General features: G+C 71.4%; 16 protein-coding genes and 1 pseudogene. 7 read left to right on the top strand and 10 right to left on the bottom strand.

The window, feature by feature from the left end; translation table 11 throughout:
- Window positions 1-27: 27 nt before the first annotated feature.
- A complete protein-coding gene (locus IE330_RS23165; protein ID WP_190138015.1) occupies window positions 28-3,783 on the bottom strand; it encodes a laminin G domain-containing protein in 3,756 nt (1,251 codons plus the stop codon).
- A gap of 732 nt (window positions 3,784-4,515) precedes the next feature.
- Between IE330_RS23165 and IE330_RS23160 the strand changes: the two are divergent.
- Window positions 4,516-5,403 (top strand): annotated as a pseudogene (locus IE330_RS23160) (chitinase); the annotation flags it as partial.
- Window positions 5,404-5,539: 136 nt separating this feature from the next.
- On the opposite strand, the gene IE330_RS23155 reads toward IE330_RS23160, so the two are convergent.
- Window positions 5,540-6,976 (bottom strand): Nramp family divalent metal transporter, encoded by a 1,437-nt coding sequence (locus tag IE330_RS23155; protein WP_190138013.1) that lies wholly within the window; start codon window positions 6,974-6,976, stop codon window positions 5,540-5,542.
- Window positions 6,977-7,258: 282 nt separating this feature from the next.
- Between IE330_RS23155 and IE330_RS23150 the strand changes: the two genes are divergently transcribed.
- Complete coding sequence (locus IE330_RS23150; RefSeq protein ID WP_190138012.1) at window positions 7,259-8,611, top strand: M14 family metallopeptidase; 1,353 nt, start codon at window positions 7,259-7,261, stop codon at window positions 8,609-8,611.
- 84 nt (window positions 8,612-8,695) lie between these two features.
- On the opposite strand, the gene IE330_RS23145 is transcribed toward IE330_RS23150, so the two are convergent.
- The 3 genes from IE330_RS23145 to IE330_RS23135 are packed head-to-tail and all read right to left on the bottom strand — an operon-like array spanning window position 8,696 to window position 11,973.
- Entirely contained in the window at window positions 8,696-9,367 is a 672-nt protein-coding gene (locus IE330_RS23145; protein WP_190138011.1) for a hypothetical protein, read from the bottom strand.
- Window positions 9,367-11,535, bottom strand: coding sequence for a DUF6571 family protein (locus tag IE330_RS23140; RefSeq protein WP_190138010.1), 2,169 nt, complete (start codon window positions 11,533-11,535; stop codon window positions 9,367-9,369). The genes IE330_RS23145 and IE330_RS23140 overlap by 1 nt, the downstream gene beginning before the upstream one ends.
- 15 nt (window positions 11,536-11,550) lie before the next feature.
- Window positions 11,551-11,973 carry a hypothetical protein gene (locus tag IE330_RS23135; RefSeq protein WP_190138009.1) on the bottom strand — a complete coding sequence of 141 codons (423 nt, stop codon included), beginning with the start codon at window positions 11,971-11,973 and terminating at the stop codon, window positions 11,551-11,553.
- Between the two features lie 549 nt (window positions 11,974-12,522).
- On the opposite strand from IE330_RS23135, the gene IE330_RS23130 reads away from it, so the two are divergent.
- Complete coding sequence (locus tag IE330_RS23130) at window positions 12,523-12,834, top strand: hypothetical protein (RefSeq protein WP_190138008.1); 312 nt, start codon at window positions 12,523-12,525, stop codon at window positions 12,832-12,834.
- A 126-nt stretch (window positions 12,835-12,960) separates the two neighbouring features.
- Here IE330_RS23130 and IE330_RS23125 read toward each other — a convergent pair whose 3' ends face one another.
- The 4 genes from IE330_RS23125 to IE330_RS23110 form a co-directional block, all read right to left on the bottom strand.
- Window positions 12,961-14,466, bottom strand: coding sequence for a GntP family permease (locus IE330_RS23125; RefSeq protein WP_190138007.1), 1,506 nt, complete (start codon window positions 14,464-14,466; stop codon window positions 12,961-12,963).
- Window positions 14,467-14,659: 193 nt separating this feature from the next.
- Window positions 14,660-15,133: a RidA family protein gene (locus tag IE330_RS23120; RefSeq protein ID WP_229925855.1), complete on the bottom strand. Its 474-nt coding sequence runs from the start codon at window positions 15,131-15,133 to the stop codon at window positions 14,660-14,662.
- Window positions 15,130-15,894 (bottom strand): IclR family transcriptional regulator, encoded by a 765-nt coding sequence (locus tag IE330_RS23115; RefSeq protein ID WP_190138006.1) that lies wholly within the window; start codon window positions 15,892-15,894, stop codon window positions 15,130-15,132. Before IE330_RS23115 ends, IE330_RS23120 begins: the two co-directional genes overlap by 4 nt.
- Window positions 15,891-16,979: a sugar kinase gene (locus IE330_RS23110; protein ID WP_268257324.1), complete on the bottom strand. Its 1,089-nt coding sequence runs from the start codon at window positions 16,977-16,979 to the stop codon at window positions 15,891-15,893. Before IE330_RS23110 ends, IE330_RS23115 begins: the two co-directional genes overlap by 4 nt.
- 773 nt (window positions 16,980-17,752) lie before the next feature.
- Here IE330_RS23110 and IE330_RS23105 point away from each other — a divergent pair.
- Both IE330_RS23105 and IE330_RS23100 read left to right on the top strand, forming a co-directional pair.
- Complete coding sequence (locus IE330_RS23105; protein ID WP_190138005.1) at window positions 17,753-19,111, top strand: amino acid deaminase; 1,359 nt, start codon at window positions 17,753-17,755, stop codon at window positions 19,109-19,111.
- A gap of 260 nt (window positions 19,112-19,371) precedes the next feature.
- Window positions 19,372-20,997: an N-acyl-D-amino-acid deacylase family protein gene (locus IE330_RS23100; RefSeq protein ID WP_190138004.1), complete on the top strand. Its 1,626-nt coding sequence runs from the start codon at window positions 19,372-19,374 to the stop codon at window positions 20,995-20,997.
- Window positions 20,998-21,022: 25 nt separating this feature from the next.
- On the opposite strand, the gene IE330_RS23095 is transcribed toward IE330_RS23100, so the two are convergent.
- A complete protein-coding gene (locus IE330_RS23095; protein ID WP_190138003.1) occupies window positions 21,023-21,934 on the bottom strand; it encodes a S1 family peptidase in 912 nt (303 codons plus the stop codon).
- A 317-nt stretch (window positions 21,935-22,251) separates the two neighbouring features.
- Here IE330_RS23095 and IE330_RS23090 point away from each other — a divergent pair, with 317 nt between their 5' ends.
- Complete coding sequence (locus IE330_RS23090) at window positions 22,252-23,463, top strand: pyridoxal phosphate-dependent aminotransferase (RefSeq protein ID WP_190138002.1); 1,212 nt, start codon at window positions 22,252-22,254, stop codon at window positions 23,461-23,463.
- Window positions 23,464-23,660: 197 nt separating this feature from the next.
- The coding region (locus IE330_RS23085) for an SCO4983 family protein (RefSeq protein ID WP_190138021.1) at window positions 23,661-24,023 on the top strand (363 nt) is incomplete at its 3' end.

The raw sequence follows: 24,023 nt of genomic DNA, 5'->3' as shown, positions 1-24,023 counted from the left end.
AGGAGCGGCAGCCGGTGCCGGGCGCACCTACGTCGAGGGCTCTGCGATCTGGTCCGTCACCTGCTTCTTGGTCATCGCGCCCGACCACACCCGCAGCTTCGCCAGATCCCCTGGCAAGTAGTGGCCGGTCGAACCCTTCGCGGAGCCACGGCCCACCGCCAGGGCACCGTTGCCCTGCTCGGCCCGGCCGAGCCCCGCGTCCTCCTCGCCCTGCTGAGCGAAGTGACCGACGTAGAGCTGGGCGACACCGAAGCGCTGGTCGCCCTCCTCGTCCGTGAAGTCGAGGCCGCCGTCGAAGACCCCGGTCACATCGACCCAGGTGTCCCATTCCTCGTGCTGGATCGGCTCATCCGCCTCCACGACGGCGCTACTCGTGACCTTTCCGCTGGAGTTGACCGCCGTACGCCCGAACTTCCAGTGGTACGTGTCTGCGCCGGTCCTCTCCACCCACAGCGCCCACGAGGACTCCTTGCCCTCAGGTGTGGGCTGTCCCGCCACGAGTCCCCGGTAGCCGACGGGCTTGCCCGCCAGCTCGGACTTGGTGAGCCGCACCCGCGCCGACACCGTGAACGACCCGGTCTCATCGACGACGGGCCCTGTCGCCGAGGCGTACCCGCTCTTGCCGTCCAGGACGAGCGCCGTCGCGTCGTCACCGGTCAGGCGGGCTCCCGAACTCGACAGGTCCAGCGCGCCGCGGCGGTAGGGGAAGGCCGTGCTGGACGGGTCGTCCGGGTCCTCCGGGCTCTCGGTCACTTCGCGGCCGGAGGAGATGGTGGCGTCCCAGTGCGCGACCAGTTCATTGGTGGGCACGCCCCTACGCTCCAAGCGGTTCTCCTCGCGGATCTCCTCGGGCTGCAGCGGCCGCTGCCACGTGGCGATCTCGTCGATCCGGCCCAGGAAGTAGTCACCGTAGGAGCCGCCCGCCTTGGCACGGCCGACCATCATGTTCCGGTCAGCCGTCCACGGGGTGTACGTGGACGCCTCGTCCGCGAGCACCACCGGCTTGCCCTGCGGCCGGCCGTTGACGAACAACTGGAGGGTGTCGTTGTCCTTGTCCGCGTCGTCCTGGTTGTCGAAGACTCCGACCAGATGGGTCCACACCCTCAGCGGCGGGTCCTCCGTATCGGCTGTGGACCGGATGTAGACCGGGCCGTCCTTGTCCTGGTCCGTGCGGTTGAACACCCACTTCTTGAGCGTGGACGAGTAGTAGAGCGTGAAGGCGGAACCGTGCTCACCCGGCGCGGACAGCACCGTGCGGTTGGCCGAGGCGTTCGTCAGGTACGCCCAGGCGGAAACCGTGAACGAGCTCTGTGTGTTGACCGGGACGCCTTCCGTGGAGGCGTATCCGACCTGTTTGTCGGGATCTCTCTGGTTGTCGTTCAGCCGCAGCGAGTAATCCCCCGCGCCCCGGCGGCCCATGGTCGACCAGCCGGTCCCGGCCTCGTCACGCAGGATGACGTCGTGGCGTGTGCCTGCCTCGCCCGTGTCATTGGCCGTGGTCCTGCCGGAGCCCGGGCCGCCGTCGTCGAACCGCCATCGTCCCGAAGCCCCCGGGGCGAGACCGACCTTGAAGACGAACTCGGCGGGCGGTCCCCAGCGTACGCGGCCCTCCTTGTCCTCCTTCAGATCACTGGCCTCGACGGAAAGGGTCTGGTGCCCGGACAGGCCCGGTTTCAGGTTGATGACGGCCTGCCCGCCGGCTGACGCCTCGACCGTCTTGGTGGCGTCCGCATCCGACGTCAACAGCCGCCAGCGGTACTTGCGCACGTCCTTGTCGGCGGTGTTCGGCCTGAAGTGGAACATGCCGCGCTGCCCCGGGTTGCCACGGGGATCACAGTCGTTGGTCGTGCACTCCTTGTACGGCAGCAACGAGGTGATCGTCGGCTCCTTCGGGGCCGTCGAATCGATGCGCAGGTAGCACCACTTCGAGTACGGGGAGAAGAGGTCGCCCTTCTTGCCGCCGTAGACCCAGTGCGACTGGGTGCGTGCCCTGAAGCGGTACAGGCCGCCGTCCGCGCGCTTGGTGGTGGTGATCGTCTCGCGCGTACCGTCCGGGTCCCAGCCCGAGTCCGGCTTGTAGTCCTTCCAGACGTCCGACCACGAGCCCGCCGTCGTATCCGTGCCGGAGCGCTGCATGACGAACTCGGCTTGCAGCGATCCCTCTTCCTCGCCTTGGTGCTGCTCGACCTTGGTCTGCACCGTTGCCCTCAGTGTCGGCGTGTCGACCGTGACGGTGACGGGGTCCTTGGCAGGGCGGCACTGCGTCTTGCCGTTGCCCGTCCCGGGGACGGCGCCTACCGAGCTCGGCACCCCCGGCTTGTGCATGTACCAGACCTTGAGCTCGGCGTTGTTGTCGAACCGCTTCCACGCCCGGGGTTCGCTCTCGTCCTTGGCACGCAACATCAAGGTGAGACGCGAGATCTTGCCGCTGGCAAGGGACCGCACCGTGGAGGCGAGGTTCTCGTCCTTCTCGTCAGGGTTGTCGTTGAACTCGACCCACGCGTTGGGCTGTTCCGGCGAGCAGTGCTTTCCGCGCCCCGCCGACACGTAGCGGTCGCCCATCTGGTCGAGCTGTTTCGGTCCGGGCCAGCGCGTTCCCTCGGAGATGTTGTCCGTGCGCTCCAGGTCGACCCAGTGTGCCTGGCAGTTGAACGACCAGGTCTCGTATGCGCGGAACGTGGCGTCGAGCACATGCTTGCCCGCGAGCTTCGAGGCGCCGAACTCGAAGTACATGCGGTCGGTGTAGCTGCCTCTGCTGCTGCAGTAGTACTCGTCCGCGACCCCGCACCGGCCGACGCCTTCGGGCTCGCTGAACTTCCAGAACTTGTCACCGTCCGACGACAGCTTCGTCCACTCCGACCGGCCGAGCCCCACCGGCGGGTCGATGAAGACCGGGTACACGGTCTTCTCCCCGCGCAGCAGATTCAGGTCGGGAGTCACGGAAACCGAGCCGTCCCCGACGGTCACCGGCAGATCAGCGGTCGTGTCGCCTCGTCCCGGTCGCGTCCGGTCCTCGGCCTCGCGGTTCTCCGGGCCTTCCGGAGCTACCGCGCGAAGCCCCTTGCGGGGAGCGGGCGCCGCCTCGCCCGCCGAGTCCCACATCTGCCCCGCCGGCCCCCGGAACACCGCGTTGCCGTCCGCGTCCACCGCGCGCAGGCCGCCGCCCTCGCCCGGGGTGACGCTGAGGCCCTCGCCCCGCGCCGTGAGCTTGACCTTCTCCAGTTCGGGACTCGCGGCGGCCTCTGCCGTCTTGACCACGAGCACTTCGCGGTAGCCCTCGGCCGTGGCCGTGAGCTGGAGGTCCACGTCCTTGACGGGCACGTCGGCGTACGTGGCGGTCGCGCCGTCGAGGGAGGGCTCGGGCAGGGACGTCGGCCAGCCCAGCTTGAGCCTCTGCTCACCGGCGCCGAGAGTCAGGAGACCCGATCCGCTGCCGCCGCCCGAGAAGGCGAGGTCCACCACCGCCGACTTCGGGCCGACGGTCCCGTCCGGCCGCTTCTCCAGGGTGACGTCGATGTCCCGCCAGGTACCGCTCTCGTCCCGCGCCCGCTGCGGCTCCGTCGCCTGCGTCAGGACGAAGGTGCCGTCGGGGTTCGCCATCGTCGTCGTGTACTCGGTGCGCTCCGAGGTGACCTCGACCGGCTCGCCGGTCGCCGCCGCACGCTGGGACGCGGTCAGGTGTGCCGACCGAGGTGACGCCTTCACCTCGCTGCTGGGAACAGCGAACGCCACCGTCGGGAGCAGCGGGAGCAGCAGAGCTGTCGCCGACACCAGCACGGTCACGCATCGTGACGCTTTCCGTCTTCGGGCATGACGATGCCCCCACCCCAACTCCACAGTCCCCACCCCAGAGTCACCGAAGCTTCACAGATTTATAGGTGGAGTGAGTCAACGCGGCGGGAGTTCCCTACGTCAATGTGAACTGCGCCACAAATTGGCGGGGTTCCTCTGCCTGCAGCATCCTCAGCCCCGGCCGAATTGGCGCTTTATCGACACAACTTCTCCAGGCGCTCGTGTTACCCAGAGTGACTTTCGCTCATGTCGCACGATGCAAACAGGCCATTCGCACAGGGGCGACCCTTGCGGGTTTACGGTCGGCTCACTTTGCCGTCGCGATGATCCGGGGCCCCCGACCACTGGCAGTCGTGCTCCAGTTCTCGCCACGCCGTCTCACGCAAGGTCACCGCGCACACCCTCTTGACATCCGCATTGGTCTGGACCAGCTTGGACGGCCAAGCGGTGGCCACCGTCCCCCTCCTGGCCCCTCGCGGGCCCCTCCCCCACATCCCCCCACCGGAGGCAGAAGTGGACCGCGCACGCACTCAGGTACGCAGAAGGAAGAGGACCAGCACCCTCACGAGGCTCGTGGCCGCGCTCGGGCTCGCGGTCGCGGGGCTCGCGACGGGCGGCGTCGGGACCGCCGACGCGCGGGACGCCGGTGCGCGGGGGCCCGGTGTGCGGGACGCCGGCGTCGTGTCCGTGGCGGGTTCCCCGGGCGGAGCCGCGCAGACGCGGGCCGTGCCCAAGCACGCCGTCACCGGCTACTGGCAGAACTTCAACAACGGCGCGACCGTGCAGCGGCTCAGCCAGGTGCAGAACCAGTACGACATCATCGCCGTGGCCTTCGCCGACGCCACCGGGCAGCCGGGGCAGGTGACGTTCAACCTCGACTCCGCCGGGCTCGGCGGGTACACCGTCGCCCAGTTCAAGGCCGACATCAAGGCCAAGCAGGCGGCCGGGAAGTCCGTGATCGTCTCGGTCGGGGGCGAGCGCGGGACCGTCTCCGTGAACAGCCCGACCGCCGCCGCCAACTTCGCGAACTCCGTGCACGCGCTGATGCGCGAGTACGGCTTCGACGGCGTCGACATCGACCTGGAGAACGGGCTCAACGCCACCTACATGACGCAGGCCCTGCGGTCCCTCTCGCAGAAGGCCGGGCCCGGGCTCGTCCTCACCATGGCCCCGCAGACCATCGACATGCAGTCACCCTCCAACGCGTACTTCAGGACCGCCTTGAACGTGAAGGACATCCTCACCGTCGTCAACATGCAGTACTACAACAGCGGCTCCATGCTCGGCTGCGACGGCAAGGTCTACTCGCAGGGGTCCGTGGACTTCCTGACCGCGCTCGCCTGCATCCAGTTGGAGGGCGGGCTCGCCCCCTCCCAGGTCGGGATCGGCACGCCCGCCTCACCGCGCGGCGCCGGGTCGGGGTACGTCTCGCCCACCGTCGTGAAGAACGCCCTGGACTGCCTGGCCCGCGGCACCAACTGCGGCTCGTTCAAGCCCTCCAAGACCTACCCGGGCATCCGTGGCGCCATGACCTGGTCGACCAACTGGGACGCCCTGAACGGGAACGTCTGGTCCAACGCCGTGGGACCGCACGTCCACGCCCTGCCGTAAGGCTCGCCGTCGACCCGGGGCCCGCCCCTGCCGTAAAGCTCGTCGTCCGCCCGGGGCCCGCCCGTCGTCCGGCCGTGCAGCGCCGCCGCTCCCCCGGCGGCGCTGCCGCGTTCCGCGTGCCTCACCGCCCGCGCGGTCAGAAGAAGCTGCCCCAGTCCTGGTCCGTGATCTGCTTGACGCACAGCACCAGGAACAGCACGCCCGCGATCACCAGCATGCCGTTGCTCACCCAGCCGTTGCGCCACTCCGACGGCGTACGGGAGGAGTTCAGGAGCCAGATCAGGGTCAGGGCCAGGAACGGCATGAAGGCCGCGCCCAGCACGCCGTAGATGATGATCAGGCGGAACGGCTGGCCCTCGAAGAGCAGGATCATCGGGGGGAAGGTCAGCCAGAGGAGGTAGGCCCGGAAGGGCAGCGAGCGCTCGCGGGCGCCGGAGGCCACCTCCTCGCCGGACCGGCCCACCGGGCCTTCGCCCACCGCGTCCGCCGCGGGTGCCGGTGGCCCGTCCGCCGCGGGCGTGGCCCGCCCCTCGGCCGCGCGGGGGCCGTCCCCGGCGGCCGGGGCCGCGCCGTCGCCCCGTACACCGGGCTTGCGGTAATGCTGGACGAAGTCCGCGAACATCAGGCTCACGCCGTGCCAGACGCCGATCAGCGACGTGAAGGACGTCGCGAAGAAGCCGATCAGGAACAGCTTGGCCGTCGCCGTGCCGTACTCCCTCTCCAGGATGTCGCCGAGCTGCACCAGGCCCTTGTCGCCGCCGGCGATGGCGACGTTCGCGGAGTGCAGCATCTCGGCGCCGACGAAGAGCATCGCCACGACGAAGACGCCGGTGGTGACGTACGCGACGCGGTTGTCCAGGCGCATCACCTTCATCCAGCCCGGGTGCGTCCAGCCCTTGGCGTTGACCCAGTAGCCGTACGCGGCCAGCGTGATCGTGCCGCCGACGCCGCCGATGAGGCCGAGGGTGTTGAGGACCGAGTCCTTCTCGTCGGGCAGGACGGGGAGCAGGCCCGCGAAGGCGTCGGGGAGGTTCGGGGTGACGCGGATCGCCAGGTACACGGTGACCACGAACATGACGCCGACCAGGACCGTCATGACCTTCTCGAACACCGCGTACTTGTTGAACCACACGAAGACGAGGCCCACGACGCCGGTGCACATCGCCCACCACTTCAGCCCCATCACGTCGGGGAACAGGGCCTGGAGCGGCAGCCCCGACGACGACATCGCGGCGGCGCCGTACGCGAAGCCCCACACCACGACGTAGACGACGAAGAACCACGTCGTCCAGCGGCCGAGGCTCGCCCAGCCGTCGAAGAGCGTGCGGCCGGTCGACAGGTGCCAGCGGCCCGCCGCCTCGGCGAGGGAGATCTTGACGACGCAGCCGAGGACGGCGGCCCACAGGAGCGTGTAACCGAAGTTGCTGCCCGCGATCAGCGTGGCGACCAGGTCACCGGCGCCGACGCCGGTCGCGGCGACGACGATGCCGGGACCGATGTACTTCCAACTGGACTTCCGGGGCACGGAGGCGACGTCCCCGGCTGTGCTGGGTCCACCTTTGGTTTCGGCCATGCGATCAAGAAAGCGTATGGGTGGGTGGCGCACAAGGGGTCGTGCGCGCGCGGGGTGGGCGCGGGGCGCGCGGGTCAGGCGGCGCGCCGCCGCAGTCGACTCAAAGCTGTATTGACCAGAACATGCCATCCCCTGACCATGGGCTAGCTCACCGCACACCGGTACACCGGCACACGAGCAGTCCAGCGCATCAGAGCAGCAGCGCACTGCGCATGCGCATGCGCCGGTTCACCGCACCACACGCGTCGCAATGCACCACCCCCCACCCCCACAGGAGCATTCATGCGACTTCGCATACGCGGAAAGAGATCAGCGGCCATCGCCGCCGTGCTCGCCCTCGCGGTCGCCGCGCCCATCAGCGCCAACGCGACCGACTCCGCCTCCCCGTCGGCCAAGAAGGCCGCGGCCGCCACCGCGGCCGACGAGGACGTCCGGCAGTACTCCGTCCCCGGGCCGTCGACGCCCGCCGCGCGTACGGCGATCGCGGCGACCGGCGTGTCCGTCGACGAGGCCGGCGAGCACTCCGTCGTCGTCACCGCGGACGCCGCGCAGGCCGCGCGGCTGCGAGCGCTCGGGTACACGCTGAAGGCGCTGCCCAAGCCACCGGCGCGCACGGACGGCGAGCGCGCCCGCGTACGGGACTTCCCGCCCGCCGACTCGCGCTACCACAACTACGCCGAGATGAACGCGGAGATCAGCCAGCGGCTCCAGCAGTACCCGAACCTCATGAGCAGGCGCGTGATCGGCAAGTCGTACCAGGGCCGGGACATCGTCGCCATCAAGATCAGCGACAACGTCGGCACGGACGAGAACGAGCCCGAGGTCCTCTTCACCCACCACCAGCACGCGCGTGAGCACCTCACCGTGGAGATGGCCCTCTACCTGCTGCGCGAGCTGGGCGCCGGCTACGGCAGCGACGCGCGCGTCACCAAGATGGTCAACGAGCGCGAGATCTGGATCGTGCCGGACCTGAACCCGGACGGCGGCGAGTACGACATCGCCTCCGGCTCCTACCGGAGCTGGCGCAAGAACCGGCAGCCGAACTCCGGCTCCACGGCCGTCGGTACGGACATGAACCGCAACTGGAACTTCAGGTGGGGCTGCTGCGGCGGTTCCTCCTCCAGCCCTAGCTCGGAGACCTACCGCGGCCCGCGCGCCGAGTCCGCGCCCGAGGTGAAGGTCGTGGCCGACTTCGTGCGCAGCCGCGTCGTCGGCGGCAAGCAGCAGATCAGGGCGGGCATCGACTTCCACACGTACAGCGAGCTGGTCCTGTGGCCGTACGGCTACACGTACGCCGACACGGCCCCCGGCCTGACCCAGGACGACCGGGACGCCTTCGCCACCGTGGGGCGCAAGATGGCCGCGAGCAACGGGTACACGCCCGAGCAGTCCAGCGACCTCTACATCACGGACGGCTCCATCGACGACTGGCTGTGGGGCGACCAGAAGATCTTCGGCTACACCTTCGAGATGTACCCGTCCTCCGCGGGCGGCGGCGGCTTCTACCCGCCCGACGAGGTCATCGAGCGCGAGACGTCCCGCAACCGGGACGCTGTGCTCCAGCTCCTGGAGAACGCGGACTGCATGTACCGGTCGATCGGGAAGGAGCAGCAGTACTGCGCCGGCGGCCGCTGACACCGCCCGCGCCGGGCTGACACCCGCCCCGAGCACGGCGAGGCCGTTCCGCCACGGAACCCCTCGCCGTGCTCCTGCCGCGCCTCACCCTTCCCTCGGCCGCCCGAGCCGCGGCGGCCCTCCGGGCAGCGCCGAGCGGTGGTCACACCGGTACACGCTCTTTGTCGCCATGCGCAGGGTGTCGGCGGCGAGCTCGCCGAAGGCCTTGGCGTCCGAGTCCTCGGATGCGAACTTCTTCCAGTCGTACACGTTCACCTTGATCACACCCTCCTCCCCTTCGTCCCGGCAGTTGAGGAGCAGGACCGCGCCGTGTTTCCAGGCGTACCCGTATGAACGCCCGAGCGAGAGTGGAGCCCGACCAGGAAGCTGGGCCTCCTCGGCCACCGCTTCCTTCGCTTCGTCGGCTGCGCGGATCGCCAAGGACTTGTCGTTGAAGTGGCGATCGTGCTCCACCGTGATGTGGCGCCCGCCGCCGCTGAAGTTGCACGCCGGAGAAGGTTCCGCGGGGTCGTGCGGGGCATTGAACTCCACACTTCCGACGACGCTCTCGTAGTAGTCCTTTCCAGTTCTCGGCAGGAGGGCAGCGGGCGCACCGGTGGGCAACGCTTCGTCACATACCCGGGCAGGCAGTGAGACGACAGGTTCGCTGGACGGCCACATGAGCCATACGGCCACGCCGACCAGAGCGGCCGCTACGAGTGACACCGTGCCCCACAGCTTGATCTGACGCCTCCCGCTGACGGATGGCCCCTTCATCAGCCTCCGCCTTTCATGTATCCCCCAAGTCCGTAATGGAGTCGGCTGTTCTCCTCAGCCGCGTTGGCGATCTTCTCTGCCGCGCTCTCTGAGTACCCGGCGTTGAGTGCGGCTGAGCGGGCGGCCTCGTACGCTGCGCCGCCGGAACTCTGCAACTGGTCCCGCAGGAACTCAAGCCTCTCTTTCTCCGCCACATCACTTGAGTCCCTCGTGTACCTCTCCACAACGGTCTCGCGAGCATCCTCCGCGATCCAGCTCAAGGCGTCCCCGACCCCGGGGAAACGGTTGGCGCCGAGGTCGATGACGCGTCCTGCCCATTTGTCCGCGGTACGGAGTCCCTCGTTGAACTCGTCGTCCTGCGCCAGCCTGTCCTCGTAGACGGCCTGCGTGCGTGCCTCGGCCATGATTCCGGCGATCTGGGAGCCCGGCGCGACCATGTTGTTCACGTCGGCCGTGGACAGGCCCTTGGGAAGGGAACGGTCCTGCAGCGTCTCGTTGACGAGTTCCGTCGTGATGGACTGCTGTGCGTTCAGGATGGCGCCGTAGGCGGTGGGGTCCTTGCCGACCGCGGCCAGGAAGTCGATACGGGCGCTGGGAGAAAGGGCGCCGAGGTCGGCGTTGCTGCCGGAGGTGGTGATCTCGCGTTGCCCGTTCATTCCGTCCTGGAAGTCCCGCATGTACTCGGCGGTGATGTTCCCCAGGCTGCCGCGCAGTTTCGAGTCGTCGAGTACTTCCGGGTTGCTGCCGTAGTAGTCCACCAGGCGGTGGACGAAGGACGCGCTTGCCTCCGAGTGGGGCTTGGGTGGGGTGTCGGCGTCGTACGGTGTGCGGGTGGCGGCGGATTCCAGGGCGTGGCCGAGGCTGGTTTCGTACTGGTCGCGGCCGGTGCCGCCCAGGTCTGAGAGCGTCGAGAACCACGCGTTGCGGGAGCCGTCCTCGTGGCTGACGAGGTAGTCCCAGTTGGTCTCGGATTCTGGACCGGTGTGGAGGAATCGCAGCGACGCCTCCGGATTGTGGCCGAGGGACTCCAGGAAGCCGGAGACGGGGTCGGCGGAGGTCTCGTCCGGGAGACGGTTGAGCAGGTGGGTGGAGCCGCGGGACGTGAAGGGGGACAGCCCCTTCTCGAATTCCAGCAGCCTGCTGCCGTAGTTCTGGAGGAATTCCGTGTCGTACTTTCCCTTGCGCATCAGGTTCGACATGACGTCGAAGCCGTACGGGGCCGCGCCCGAGCCGATGCCCGGGGCCGCGGGGAGCCGGTCGTCCCCGGCCTCGATCAGGTGTCGCTTCCAGGCGTCCATGCCCGGGCTGTCGACCCGGGTGGCCGCGGCGAGGGTGAGGCCGAGGTTCTCCTGTACCCGGCCGAGGAGGTCGGCGCGGCCGGGCCCGACCGTGCCCAGGGTGCCGGCCGGGTCGGCGAGGTCGCGCCAGAAGCGGAGGGTGCCCTCGGCGCCCAGGCCCGTGGCGAGGGCCGCCGCGAAGGCGGGGGTGTCCTGGTAGCGGGCGAGGGTGTCGTTGAAGCGCTCGAGCTTCTCGTCGCTCCACTGCCCTGCGCCGCCCTTGGCGATCTCCTTGGCCCAGTGGGCGGCGTCCGCCTTGCCCTGGAGGTCCTTGGCGTGGCCGAGGCCGGTGACGCGGAGGTCGGAGAAGTCGTGCTCGCCGCGGGCCAGGGCCCGCAGGGCGCGCTCGGCGACCTGGTCCGTCTCGTCGGCCTCCCGCAGGACCCGCGTCGCGTCCCGCATCACCGCGATCAGGTCCGCCTGCGTGGGTCCCCCGTCCTCGGCGGCGCCCCGCGGGGACCGGGCCTCCGCTCCGCCCGCGGGGGTGATGCGGATGTTCCGCTTCGCGGCGCTGTCCGCCAGCTCCGCCATCTCCCGCTTGTGCCGGGCGAACGCCTTGAGCGCGTCCCGCAGGATCGCGGTGACGCTCGTCGCGGAGGTGACGGCGTCGTCGAACTCGGCTGCCGTCTTCACGACGAAGGCCTTGCCCACGGTGGCGTTGACGCCCTTCCAGTCGGCCAGCTCGGCCTTGCGCCGGAGCAGGGCCGCGCTGTCGCCGCCGCCCCGGCCTCCGGCCAGTTCGTCAAGGCGTCGCGTCATCGCCTCCCAGTCGTCGAGGGCCGACGCCAGCTTCCCGAGTCGTAAGCCGAGAAGTTCCTCTACGGTCAGCATCCGTGGCCGCCCCCGTCACTTCATGTACTTGTTGATGACCGACACGGACACGGAGGTGGCGACCTTGTCGTCGTCCTTCTTGTGCTGTGCGCGCGTGAAGTCGAGATGGTTGGAGATGTGGCCGCACGCGTCCACGAGGGTTCTCGACTTGGTGTTCCAGGCGTCGTGCAGCTCGGTCAGCGCGGTGCCCGTCCGCAGACCTGCGCCGGACAGTTCGACGGCCGCGCCGAAAGTCGCCTCGCGCGCGTGGTCGGCGTCCCTCCGCAGGCGGTCACGGAGCCGGTTGGCGATGGCGCCGAGCTGCCCCAACTCGTCGTCGTGGACCGCGAGATCCGCGTCCGCGCCCGGTCCGGGCGTCCGGCCCGCGCTGTTCAGCCGCGTACGGGCGTCGCGGTCCGCCGCCGCGGCCTTCAGCCGCTGCCACTCCTCCCACGCCATCTCAGAGCCCGCCCGCGAGGCCGGTCCGCACCTCTGCCGCGCTCGTCCGCCGACGCCCCGCGCCGCCTCCGTCTGACCTCATCGGCCCTCCCCCGGAGCGACCGGAAACCACAGCCCGATCGCATAGCTCGTGCGAACTGGGCGCAACTGTAGCCAGTCTCGCGGCGGTTGGTGCCCACGTGGCGGCCCGTACGGGCGACATTCGGCCGTGCGCGGCGCCCGGCGCAGCCCGGCCTGCGCCGGGCGCCCATCGGCTGCCCGTCGGGAGGTTCGCACGGTCGGGCGTGAGCGGGAGGTCACCTGGGCGGATGAACAGTCCGCGGCTGTGGGCGTCGCTTGAGGTCCGGCCCAGGTGGGCAGGCCGGAGCGCGTCGGCGCGCGGTGCCTGCCCAGTGCGCGCGGTTCGTCGGTCCACCACCGGTGCGGGCGTGATCACTCGCAGGAAGGGTTTTGCGAGGGCCGCGCATATCCGGCCAGGGGGTGCGCAGTCTCTCCGCGAATGATCCGACGAGCGGATTTCCCGCTCACCGGACAGAGAGGAAGCCCTCTGTGAACGCGATGGATGCGATTACCTCGAAGTTCGATCTGCCCTATGTGTCCGAGGTGATCGAGTTCGCCGACCTGTCAGATCTCGGCCGGCTCCTGCCGGGGACCGCCCGGCAGCGTGCCGCGCTGGCCGCCGCGGGGGTGCTGACCGGCGCCCTGCTGTTCGTGGCGGCGGGTGCCGCCAGGAAGGCCGCCGGGCCCCGGTGCCGCTGCGGCACTGCCCACGCCCCCATGCCGCATGTGCTGCACCGGCTGCGCAACCGCCGGGCGCGGATGCGCGGATGTCCCGTACGCGCCGTGGGGACTGGGTGCTGACGCGGCGGGCGTCGGGCGGCCGTCGGTAGGTCGGCGGTCGGTCGCGGCGGTACGTCGTACGCGGACGGGGGCGCGGGCGGTGGTGCCCGGCGCCCCCGTCCGCGTACCGGAAGGGGGCGAGGCGGGTCAGACGAAGAGGCTCACCAGCGCGGCCACCGCGAAGCCCGCCAGGGACAGGACCGACTCCAGGACCGTCCAGGTCTTCAGGGTGTCGCGCTCGGAGATGCCGAAGTACTTCGCGACGATCCAGAAGCCGCCGTCGTTGACGTGCGAGGCGAAGATCGAGCCCGCCGAGATGGCCATGATGACCAGGGCCGTGAAGGCGTGGGAGTAGTCGCCCTCGGCGAGCAGCGGGGCGACGATGCCCGCCGTGGTGACGATGGCGACGGTCGCCGAGCCCTGGGCCACGCGCAGCACCAGGGAGATGAGGTAGGCGAGGACGATGACGGGCAGGCCGACGTCGTTGAAGGTGTCGGCGAGGGCGCCGGCGACGCCGCTGCCCTTGAGGACGGCGCCGAAGACACCGCCCGCGCCGACGACGAGGAGGATGTTGCCGACGGGCTTGAGGGAGGCCGTCGACACCGTCTCCAGGGACTTGCGGGACCAGCCGCGGCGGATGCCGAGCAGGTAGTACGCCATCAGGAGCGCGATCGTCAGGGCGACGAAGGGGTGGCCGAAGAACTCGATGACGGAGCGGGCCGTGGAGGGGTCGAAGGCGATGGAGGAGAAGGTCGCGAGGAGGATCAGCAGCAGCGGGGTGCCGATGATGAGGAAGACCGTGCCGAGCGCGACCGGCTGCTCCGTCGGCGTCAGGCCCTGCGCCCGCTGCTCCGCGGCGACGGCCGCCTTGGCCTCCTCGGAGGCCTCCAGCATGTCCTGCGGTACGGGGACGAAGATGCGCTTGCCGACCCAGGCGGAGAACACCCAGGCGGCGAGCACCGCCGGGATGCCGCAGACGACGCCCATGAGGATGACCCAGCCGAGGTCCACCTTGAGCAGGCCCGCCGCGGCGACGGGGCCGGGGTGCGGGGGCAGGAAGGCGTGCGTCATGGACAGGCCCGCGAGCAGCGGCAGGCAGTACAGGAGGATCGACTTGCCGCTGCGCTTGGCGGCGGCGTAGACGATGGGCGCGAGCACGAAGATGCCCACGTCGAAGAAGACGGGGATGCCGAAGATCAGGCCGGTGAGGCCCATGGCGACGGGGGCGCGCTTCTCGCCGAAGAGGGCCAGGAGCCGGGTGGAGAGGACCTCGGCGCCGCCGGAGACCTCCAGGATCGCGCCGAGCATCGTGCCGAGGCCGATGATGATCGCCACGTGGCCGAGGATGCCGCCCATGCCGGACTCGATGAGCGAGACGGCTTCCGACTTCTGGACGGTGCCGAAGAGTTCGGTGACCGACAGGCCCGCGGCGAGGCCGACGGCTATGGAGACGGCGAGCAGGGCCACGAACGGCTGGAGCCTGACCTTGATGATCAGGAAGAGCAGCAGCAGGATGCCGAGGGCCGCGACGGTCAGCAGCCCCGCCGTGCCGTCGACGAGGGCCAGCAGGCCACCGGTGTGCGGGGTTTGTGGCGCGTCGGCGGCCAGTGCGGTGAGGGCACCGGAGGGGCCCTGGGGGACGAACGGGGACATCTTTGACCTCGTACTCGTGACTGCGCTAAGTGCATGGGGCTTTCGGGCAGGGGGGATCGCGGCGGGGCGCCCCGGGGGTGGCGGGCGCCGCGCCGTGACGACGGGTGTGCGGCGGGGGGGGTGGTCCTGGCGCGGCGGGCGCGGGCGGCGGGTGGGGCCCGCGGCCCGCGGCGTCAGGCGGTTCGGCGCGGGCTCAGCCGAGGACGGCGAGCGCGTCGATCTCGATGAGCAGGCCCTTGGGCAGGCCGACGTAGACCGTGGTGCGGGCGGCGGCGGGGGCCTTGAGGCCCTGCTCCTCGAAGTACTGGTTGTAGATCTCGTTCATCTCCGCGAAGTGGTCGACGTCCGTGAGGTAGACGCGCATCATCATCACGTCGTCCCAGGTGGCGCCGCCTTCTTCGAGGACGGCCTTGACGTTGGCGAACGTCTGCAGGGTCTGCTCGCGCAGGGTGGGGCCGGCCGGGGTCGGGGCCTTGCCCGCCTCGGCGGGCAGGAAGCCGACCTGGCCGGCGACCTGGAGGATGTTGCCCTTGCGCACGCCGTGGGAGAACTTCGCGGGCGGCGTGGTGTGGGTGGGGGGCGTGATCGCGGTCTTCTCCGTGCCGCCGGTCTTCTCCGTGCCGCCGGTGCTCTGGGTGCCAGCGGTGTTCTGCGGGTTCTCGCTCATGAACTTGCTTCCTTGATAGGGGCCTTGCCGGAGTACTCCCGGCTGATCGCCTCCGCCGTGCGGCGCACCAGCGGGAGGAGGGTGAGGAGTTCCTCGGCGGTGACGACGACGTTCGGCGCGGACACCGACATGGCGGCGACGACGCGGCCGTCCGCGCCCCGGATGGGCGCGCCGACGCAGTTGATGGACTCCTCGTGGCCACCGAGGTCGGTGGCCCAGCCCTGTTCGCGCACCAGCGCGAGCTCCTTGAGGAAGGCGGCCGCGTTGGGCGTCGAACGGGACGTGTACGTGGGGTAGTCGAGCTTCTCGGCGAGGGCGCGGCGCTCGGCCTCGGGGAAGTCGGCCAGGAGCAGCTTCGCCACGGCGGCGACCGTGATGGCCACGGGCTTGCCGATGCGCGAGTACATCCGGACCGGGTAGCGGCTCTCGACCTTGTCGATGTAGACGACCTCGCCCTCCTCGTACACCGCGAGGTGGACCGTGTGGCCGCACTTCTCGTTGAGCGCGAGGAGGTGGGGGTGGGCGATCTCGCGGACGTCGAGGTGCTCGACGGCCTCCTGGGCGAGCGCGAAGAGCCGGGCGCCGAGGCGGTAGCGCTGGTCGGACTGGCGGAAGACCAGGCCGTGTTCGTGCAGGGTGCGCAGCAGGCGCAGGGCGGTGGACTTGTGGACCCCGAGGCGGTCGGCGACCTGGCCGAGGTCGGCGGGGCCCTCGGCGAGCAGCGGCAGGATCGACAGGGCTCGGTCGACGGTCTGGCTCATGGCGTACGTACCTCCTCGGCGGCCCCCGGGCGGCGCGGGTCGGCCGTCCAGCCGGGGCCAAGGCGCAGTGTCTCCCAGGCGGCGGGGTCCAGGGCGGCGAGCGCGTCGGCGTGCGCCATGGACAGGGGCGCCGCGAAGCGGCTCGTTGAGGGGTGGTGGCCGGGAGACGGGCGGGCGGGGGGCATGGCGAGGTCGCCCGGCACGGTGAGGGCGGCGGCGGCCATCAGGTGCCCGTGGCGCAGCCGCCGCTCGGCGGACAGGCCGCGCAGGGTGGCGGACAGATAGCCGGCGGCGAAGGCGTCCCCGGCGCCGACGGGCGCGACCACGTCCACGCGCAGGGCCGGGACGAAGGTGGCGGTGTCGCGTCCGGTGCCCGGGTCGGCGGCGAAGACGGTGGCGCCCTCGGCCCCCTGCTTGACGACGAGTTGGGCGGGCTCGGGCAGCGCGGCGCGGATCGCGGCGGGCCCGCCGGTGATCCCCCAGGCGGCCGCGGCCTCGTCGGCGCCGACGAAGACGAGGTCGGCGCCGCGCGCCAGGTCCAGGAGCACGCGGGGGCTCTCGCCGCCGCTCGGCCACAGGCCGGGCCGGTGGTTGACGTCGAAGGAGACGAGGGAGCGGCGGCCGGGGGCGCGGCGGCACAGCGCGCGGACGAGGGCGAGGCAGTCGGCGGAGAGGGCGGCGGTGATGCCCGACAGGTGGAGCACGCGCCCGCACCACAGCGCCTCGGGCGCCACGGTGTCCGGCGACATGGCCGAGGCGGCCGATCCCGCGCGGTAGTAGACGACTTCGTGGGCGTCGGTGTCGCGGTCGTCGGCGGTGCGGAAGTAGATGCCGGTGGGCCGGCGCGGGTCGCGGCCCACGGCCGAGGTGTCGACCCCGTACGCCCCGATCGCCTGGACGAGGTGGTCGCCGAACCCGTCGGCGCCGACGCGGCTGACCCAGCGGGTGCGGTGGCCGACGGCGGCCAGCGCGCACACGACGTTGGACTCGGCGCCCCCGATCCCGCGCTCGAAGGCGGGCACGTCGGCGAGGCGCCCGGGGCGGGTGGGCAGGAAGGTGACCATGGACTCGCCGAGCGCGACCACGTCGACCGGGGTGTCGCCGGGGGCGGGGGCGGGGGCGCGGCCGACGCCGGGGGCGGCGGTGACGCCGGGGCCGGGGGTGTCGGGGGTGTCGGGGGCTGTGGAGGCGCTGGGGGCGGTGGTGGCGTTGGGTGTGTCAGTGGCGTTGGGTGCGTCAGGAGCAGCCGTGACAGCAGGGGCTTCGAGGTCAGCAGTGACCCCGGAGGTGTCGGCGGCAGCGGAGGCGCCCGGGGCGGCGCCGGCGCCGAGGACGCGTCCGGCCGAGCCCTCGCCGCCCCCGCTCGGGGCCCGACCGGCCGCGCCCGTCTCGGCCACGCTCCCGCCGGGCACGGCCCCATCAGGCGCGGCCCCGCCGGGCGTGGCTTCACCGGCCACGCCCCCACAGGGCACGGCCCGGTCCGCCCCACCGGCCGCGGTGGTGGCCGCGGTGATGGCCTCGGTCGTGTCGCCGGTCGCGTCTCCGCCTGCTCCGGTCACGTCTGATGTCAGCCCTTCACTCGTCGTCGCCGCTCGTCGTTGCCGCTCATCGTCGCCGGTCGTCGTCGCCGGTCCCGTCGGACCTCGGGAGCCCGGAGCCCGGAAGTCCGGAGCCGAAGGCCCGGAAGCCCCGGGGGCCCGGAAGCCCCGGGGGCCCGGGGGCCGGAAGCCCGGAAGCCCGGCCCCCGGGGCCGGGGGCCCAGCCGTTGACCGTGCGTTGGCTCGGATGTTAGACAGCAGTAAGCGACATACGCAATGAACGTTGCAGTATATGCAACGCACCTCGTGAGGAGGCGCCCATGGCCGCCGAGACGCCCGCCAAGACGTCCAGGGAGGCTGCCGCGGAGACATCCGCGGGCACGTCCGCCGCACGCGCCGCGAGCGCCCTGGCCGGACTGGCCGAGGAACGGGTCGACCACCGTTTCAAGGGGCTGCCGCCCGACGCCGCGGGCCTCACGGTGGGCGAGCTGGCCGCCCAGCGCCGCAACCTCTTCACGGACGGCTTCACCACCCCCGTGCTCGCCCTCTCCGCCGAGCGCCTGGAGCACAACCTCGCGCTCATGGAGGCGTACGCGGCCCGCCACGGCCTCGCCTTCGCGCCGCACGGCAAGACGTCCATGGCGCCCCGGCTGTTCCACCGCCAGATCGAGCACGGCGCCTGGGGCATCACGCTGGCCGTGCCCCACCAGGTGCGGGTGGCGCGGGAGTTCGGCATCCGGCGGATCTTCCTCGCCAACGAGCTGGTCGACGCGGCGGCCCTGCGCTGGCTCGCCGCGGAGCTGGACCAGGACCCCGAGTTCCGCTTCATCTGCTACGTCGACTCCGTGCGCGGCGTGGAGCTGATGGACGCGGCGCTGCGCGGCGCCGGGGCCCGCCGCCCCGTCGACGTGGTCGTGGAGCTGGCCGCCGGGGAGGGCACGCGCACCGGGGCCCGCACGGAGGCCGAGTGCGCGGCCGTCGCCGACGCCGTCGCGGCCGCCGCGACGCTGCGGCTCGTGGGTGTCGCCGGGTACGAGGGCGAGGTGCCGGACGCCACGCCCGAGCGCGTGGCCGCCTGGCTGCGGCGGCTCACCGCGCTCGCCGCCGACTTCGACGCCGCCGGGCGCTTCCCGGCGGAAGGGCCGGACGGGCTCGACGAGATCGTCGTCAGCGCGGGCGGTTCCGCCTGGTTCGACGCGGTGGCCGACGCGTTCGCCGTCCTGCCGCCGCTCTCGCTGCCCGCCCTGAAGCTGCTGCGCTCCGGGGCGTACGTCTCGCACGACGACGGCCACTACCGGCACCTCACGCCGTTCAACCGGGTGCCCGAGGAGGGCGCCCTCCACCCCGCCTTCCGGCTGTGGGCGCAGGTCGTCTCCCGGCCGTCGCCCGAGCAGGCCTTCATCAACGCGGGCAAGCGGGACGCGGCGTACGACCTCGACCTGCCCGAGGCGCAGGCCGTGCGGCGGGACGGGGTGGAGCGGGCGGCGGACGGGGTGGAGGTGCACGCGCTGTCCGACCAGCACGGGTGGCTCCGGACGGCGTCCGGCGCGGACCTCCAGGTGGGGGACTGGGTGGGGCTCGGGCTCTCGCATCCCTGTACGGCCTTCGACAAGTGGCAGCTCATTCCTCTGGTCGAGGCGGACGGCACGGTCACGGACTACATCCGCACGTACTTCTGACGCCTCGCGGGGGCGCCCCAGACCCGCCCCTTTCCCGAAACCAAGGGGCTCCGCCCCCTGGACCCCCGCATCGCGCTGGCGCGCTCGTCCTCAAACGCCGGACGGGCTGCAACTGTCCGGCGCGGCCGAGCACGCCTTCCAGCCCCTCCGGCGTTTGAGGAGCGGGGTCTGGGGCGGAGCCCCAGTTTCCGGAAAGGGGCGGGACTGGGGCGCCCCCCGCGAGGGCCCACCCGCCACCCGCAGCCCAGAAAGGCACCCCCATGCACCTGGTCATCCGCGGAGCCCGCGTCGTCGACGGCACGGGCACGCCCTCGTACACGGCCGACGTAGCGATACGCGACGGCCGGATCACGGAGATCCACCGGGAGGGCGCGAGCGACCCCCGCCCGACGGGGGCCCGGGTCCTCGACGCCCAGGGCCTCGCCCTGTCCCCCGGGTTCATCGACATGCACGCCCACAGCGACCTCGCCCTGCTCCGCGACCCGGACCACAGCGCGAAGGCGGCCCAGGGCGTCACCCTGGAGGTCATCGGCCAGGACGGCCTGTCGTACGCCCCCGTCGACGACCGTACGCTCGCCGAGGTCCGCCAGGCGATCACCGGGTGGAACGGCGGCGCGCCCGGGGACACGTCCGTCGACTTCGACTGGCGCACGGTCGGCGAGTACCTGGACCGCCTGGACCACGCCCACGGCGGCCGGGGCATCGCGGTGAACGCCGCGTACCTGATCCCGCAGGGCACGGTCCGGATGTACGCGATGGGCTGGGAGGACCGCGAGGCCACCCCCGCCGAGCTGGACCGCATGCGGGAGCTGGTGGCCCAGGGCCTGCGCGAGGGGGCCGTCGGCATGTCGTCGGGGCTCACCTACACCCCGGGCATGTACGCCAAGGACGCCGAACTGACCGAGCTGTGCCGGGTGGTGGCGGAGTACGACGGCTACTACTGCCCGCACCACCGCAGCTACGGCGCGGGCGCCCTGGAGGCGTACCAGGAGATGGTGGAGCTGTCCCGCTCCGCGAACTGCGCGCTGCACCTCGCCCACGCCACCATGAACTTCGGCGTGAACAAGGGGCGCGCCCCGGAGCTGCTGGCCCTCCTCGACGACGCGCTCGACGCGGGCGCCGACATCACGCTCGACACCTACCCCTACACCCCGGGCTGTACGACGCTCGTGGCGATGCTGCCCAGTTGGGCGAGCGAGGGCGGGCCCGAGGCGGTGCTCGCGCGCCTCAAGGACGACGGGACCGCCGAGCGCATCCGGCACCACCTGGAGGTCCTCGGGTCGGACGGCTGCCACGGCGTACCCATCGAGTGGGACACGATCGAGATCTCCGGGGTGTCCGACCCGGGGCTCGCCTCGTGCGTCGGCAAGACGATCCAGCAGTCGGCGGACATGCGCGGCGAGGAGCCGTGGGTGACGGCGCGGCGGCTGCTGATCGCCGACCGGCTCGGCTCGACGATCCTCCAGCACGTGGGCCACGAGGAGAACGTGCGGGCCATCATGCGCCACCGCGTGCACACCGGCGGCAGCGACGGCATCCTCCAGGGCTTCAAGCCGCACCCGCGCGCGTACGGGACGTTCCCGCAGTACCTGGGCCGGTACGTCCGGGAGCTCGGCGTGCTCTCCCTGGAGGAGTGCGTCGCGCACCTCACCTCGCGCGCCGCCGCCCGGCTGCGGCTGCCCGACCGGGGGTACGTCCGCGAGGGCTACCGCGCCGACCTCGTGCTCTTCGACCCCGGGACGGTCGCGGCCGGATCGACGTTCGAGGCGCCGCGGACGCTGCCCGTGGGCATCCCGCACGTCCTCGTCGACGGCCGGTTCGTGATCGAGGACGGACGGCGCACGGACGTCCTCGCGGGACGCACCGTACGCCGGACCGCCTCCTAGCCACGGGCCTCCGTCCGGTCGTACGTCAGCGGCGCTCCGCCGCTGCCGCGGGCTTCGGCAGGGTGCAGCCGGGGCGGCTCAGGTCGATCTTGTTGCCGGTCCCGACGCAGGGCACGACGGTGTAGGTCTGCTGGCCGTAGTTGATGCCGCGGCGGACCGTCACCCTGCCGTTCTCGTCGACCTCGCAGGGGTTGTTGTCGGTGCAGCGCTGGCCGTCCTCGTTGCCGGTGTTGTTGACGGCCACGACCTTGCCGGTGGCGTCGTCGATCACCGGGGAGCCGGAGGTGCCGCCGATCGTCTGGCACGCGGAGGTGTAGCGGACCGAGTCCTTCCAGGTCCAGCGGCCCTCCTTGAGCCGGTAGACGAAGCCGTCGATGTTGCACTTGTACATGCGCTTCCAGTAGCCGGACGCGACGGTGATGGCCCGCCCGGCCTGGGGGTGCGCGGCGTCGAGGTCCAGGGCCTTGATGCCGAAGCGGCTCTCGATGTCGCGGTAGGTGCTGGTCAGCTCGTACAGCGAGAGGTCGGTGTCGGTCATCGTCCCGTACGCGATCTTGCTCGCCCGCACCGTGCCCGCGTTGCCGCCGCTCGCGTTGAGCAGGGTGAAGCTGCGTGACGAGGGCCGGTCCACGATCACCTGGCCCGGTGCCGGGAAGCCGGTCTCCAGGCAGTGGCCGTTGGACATCACGAGCGCGGGGTCGGTGGGCTGCGAGTTCGGCACGCGCACCACGGAGCCGGAACAGTTGCTGAGCGCCACCGTGCCGGCGAAGGTCACCGCTTTCGCCCGGGCGCCCTCGGCCCGCGGGCCGGCGGCGGGCGCGGCCTGCGCCCCCCGCTTGTCCGGGGCGGGGGCCTGGTCGCTCACGGCCGCCGCGGGCACGGCCGCCGTACCGACCAGGACGGCGGTGAACACCGCGCCGACGAGAGGCTTGTTCATGTGGGGGTCCCCTCTGCTGACCGAATGACCGGCGACCACGAGGCCCCCGGCTTGTCATGCGCATTGTTGAGCTACCCCGCCACACGGACAAGACCGCGAACGACAACCGAACCATCGAAGCCCCCCGGCACCGGCACCCTAAGGGGCGCGGGGAACGGCGCAAGCAACCCACCGGCACCCGCACCCACAGACGGACGGAAACCACCCCAAGGGGCGCGGGGAACTGCGCGAACACCCCACCCACCCCGCCCCGGCGAAGCAAAGATCAGCCCAAGGAACCCGCTGAGGGCGCCCCCGCCCGGGATAGGCTCGGCGGTATGCAGGTGATCCAGTCGACCAAGCTCGCCAACGTCTGTTACGAGATCCGGGGCCCGGTGCTCGAGGAGGCGATGCGGCTCGAAGCGGCAGGTCACCGCATCCTCAAGCTCAACACCGGCAACCCCGCCGCCTTCGGTTTCGAGTGCCCGCCGGAGATCCTGGAGGACATCCTCCGCAACGTCGGCGACGCCCACGGCTACGGCGACGCCAAGGGCCTGCTCGCGGCCCGGCGCGCGGTGGTCATGCACAACCAGACCCTCGGCATCGAGACCGACGTCGAGCACGTCTTCATGGGCAACGGCGTCTCCGAGCTGATCGTGATGGCCATGCAGGGCCTGCTCGACGACGGCGACGAGGTCCTGGTCCCGGCCCCCGACTACCCGCTGTGGACCGCGGCGGTCTCCCTCTCCGGCGGCACCGCCGTGCACTACCGCTGCGACGAGCAGGCGGACTGGATGCCGGACCTCGCCGACGTCGAGCGCAAGGTGACCGACCGCACCAAGGCGATCGTGATCATCAACCCGAACAACCCGACCGGCGCGGTCTACGACGAGGAGGTGCTGCGCGGCCTGACCGACATCGCCCGCCGCCACAACCTCCTGGTCTGCTCGGACGAGATCTACGACAAGATCCTGTACGACGGCGCCCGGCACACCCCGACCGCCGCCCTCGCCCCCGACCTGCTGACGCTGACCTTCAACGGCATGTCGAAGGCGTACCGGGTGGCCGGGTACCGGGTCGGCTGGATGTCCGTCTCGGGCCCGAAGGCGCACGCCACGTCGTACATCGAGGGCCTGACGGTCCTCGCGAACATGCGCCTGTGCGCGAACATGCCCGGCCAGCACGGCGTGGCCGCCGCGCTCAGCGGGCGGCAGACCATCAACGACCTGGTCCTGCCCGGCGGCCGCCTGCTCGAACAGCGCGACACGGCGTACGACCTGCTGACCCGGATCCCCGGTGTCACCTGCGTCAAGCCGAAGGGGTCGCTCTACCTCTTCCCGCGCCTCGACCCGAAGGTCTTCAAGGTCAAGGACGACCGGCAGCTCGTCCTCGACCTGCTGCGGGCCGAGAAGATCATGGTGGTGCACGGCACGGGCTTCAACTGGCCCGAGCCCGACCACTTCCGCATCGTGACCCTGCCCACGGCCACCGACCTCGCGGACGCGGTGACGCGGATCGGGACGTTCCTGGACGGGTACGGCCAGCCGTAGCGCCGCGCGGGCCCGGCCCGCGCACGAGCACCAGGGGGCGGGCGCGCACCCGCCCCCTTTCGCACGCCCGCGCCCCTTTCGCGTGCCCGCCCCCCTTTCGCGCGCCCGCACCCCCGAGGACTTCGTACAAGATCGGACTCAACTTTAGACAGGATCTAAGCTAGGATGGAGTTCACGACAGCTTGGAGACCCATCCCATGTACGAGCCGATCCGCACCAAGTCGGTCCACACGATGGCCGACCCGGGCGACTTCCCGCACCGCAGCCGCGAGGAGGAGCTGGACATCCAGCTCGCCGGACACCTCGCCGCGCTGCTCGCCGTCACCGACGAACTGCGCGCCCTCGCGCCCGACCCCGCCCTCGACGCGGCCGCGGAGCGCCTCGCGGCGCAGGTCGCCCGGTTGCGCGGGGGGCACCCGCCGGTGCTCGCGGCGGCCGTCGCCGCCGTCATCCACGAGCCCCACCTGTCCGCCCTGCACCAACGCGCCCACGCCCTCGCGGGCCGCGCCCTGGTCGTCGCCGCCTCGCGCGCCGACACGGCCGTGGCCATCCTCGCGGCC

It is taken from the genome of Streptomyces longispororuber, assembly GCF_014656095.1.
Lineage (GTDB): Bacteria > Actinomycetota > Actinomycetes > Streptomycetales > Streptomycetaceae > Streptomyces > Streptomyces longispororuber.
Note: the sequence above shows the minus strand (reverse complement) of the source record. Positions and strands in the feature narration are given on the sequence as shown.

What these genes read in the sequence shown, in the direction of transcription:
- IE330_RS23155 (WP_190138013.1), bottom strand. Translation starts at nt 6,976, where the DNA reads ATGGCCGAAACCAAAGGTGGACCCAGCACAGCCGGGGACGTCGCCTCC.
- IE330_RS23150 (WP_190138012.1), top strand. Translation starts at nt 7,259, where the DNA reads ATGCGACTTCGCATACGCGGAAAGAGATCAGCGGCCATCGCCGCCGTG.
- IE330_RS23145 (WP_190138011.1), bottom strand. Translation starts at nt 9,367, where the DNA reads ATGAAGGGGCCATCCGTCAGCGGGAGGCGTCAGATCAAGCTGTGGGGC.
- IE330_RS23140 (WP_190138010.1), bottom strand. Translation starts at nt 11,535, where the DNA reads ATGCTGACCGTAGAGGAACTTCTCGGCTTACGACTCGGGAAGCTGGCG.
- IE330_RS23135 (WP_190138009.1), bottom strand. Translation starts at nt 11,973, where the DNA reads ATGGCGTGGGAGGAGTGGCAGCGGCTGAAGGCCGCGGCGGCGGACCGC.
- IE330_RS23125 (WP_190138007.1), bottom strand. Translation starts at nt 14,466, where the DNA reads ATGTCCCCGTTCGTCCCCCAGGGCCCCTCCGGTGCCCTCACCGCACTG.
- IE330_RS23120 (WP_229925855.1), bottom strand. Translation starts at nt 15,133, where the DNA reads ATGAGCGAGAACCCGCAGAACACCGCTGGCACCCAGAGCACCGGCGGC.
- IE330_RS23115 (WP_190138006.1), bottom strand. Translation starts at nt 15,894, where the DNA reads ATGAGCCAGACCGTCGACCGAGCCCTGTCGATCCTGCCGCTGCTCGCC.
- IE330_RS23105 (WP_190138005.1), top strand. Translation starts at nt 17,753, where the DNA reads ATGGCCGCCGAGACGCCCGCCAAGACGTCCAGGGAGGCTGCCGCGGAG.
- IE330_RS23100 (WP_190138004.1), top strand. Translation starts at nt 19,372, where the DNA reads ATGCACCTGGTCATCCGCGGAGCCCGCGTCGTCGACGGCACGGGCACG.
- IE330_RS23095 (WP_190138003.1), bottom strand. Translation starts at nt 21,934, where the DNA reads ATGAACAAGCCTCTCGTCGGCGCGGTGTTCACCGCCGTCCTGGTCGGT.
- IE330_RS23090 (WP_190138002.1), top strand. Translation starts at nt 22,252, where the DNA reads ATGCAGGTGATCCAGTCGACCAAGCTCGCCAACGTCTGTTACGAGATC.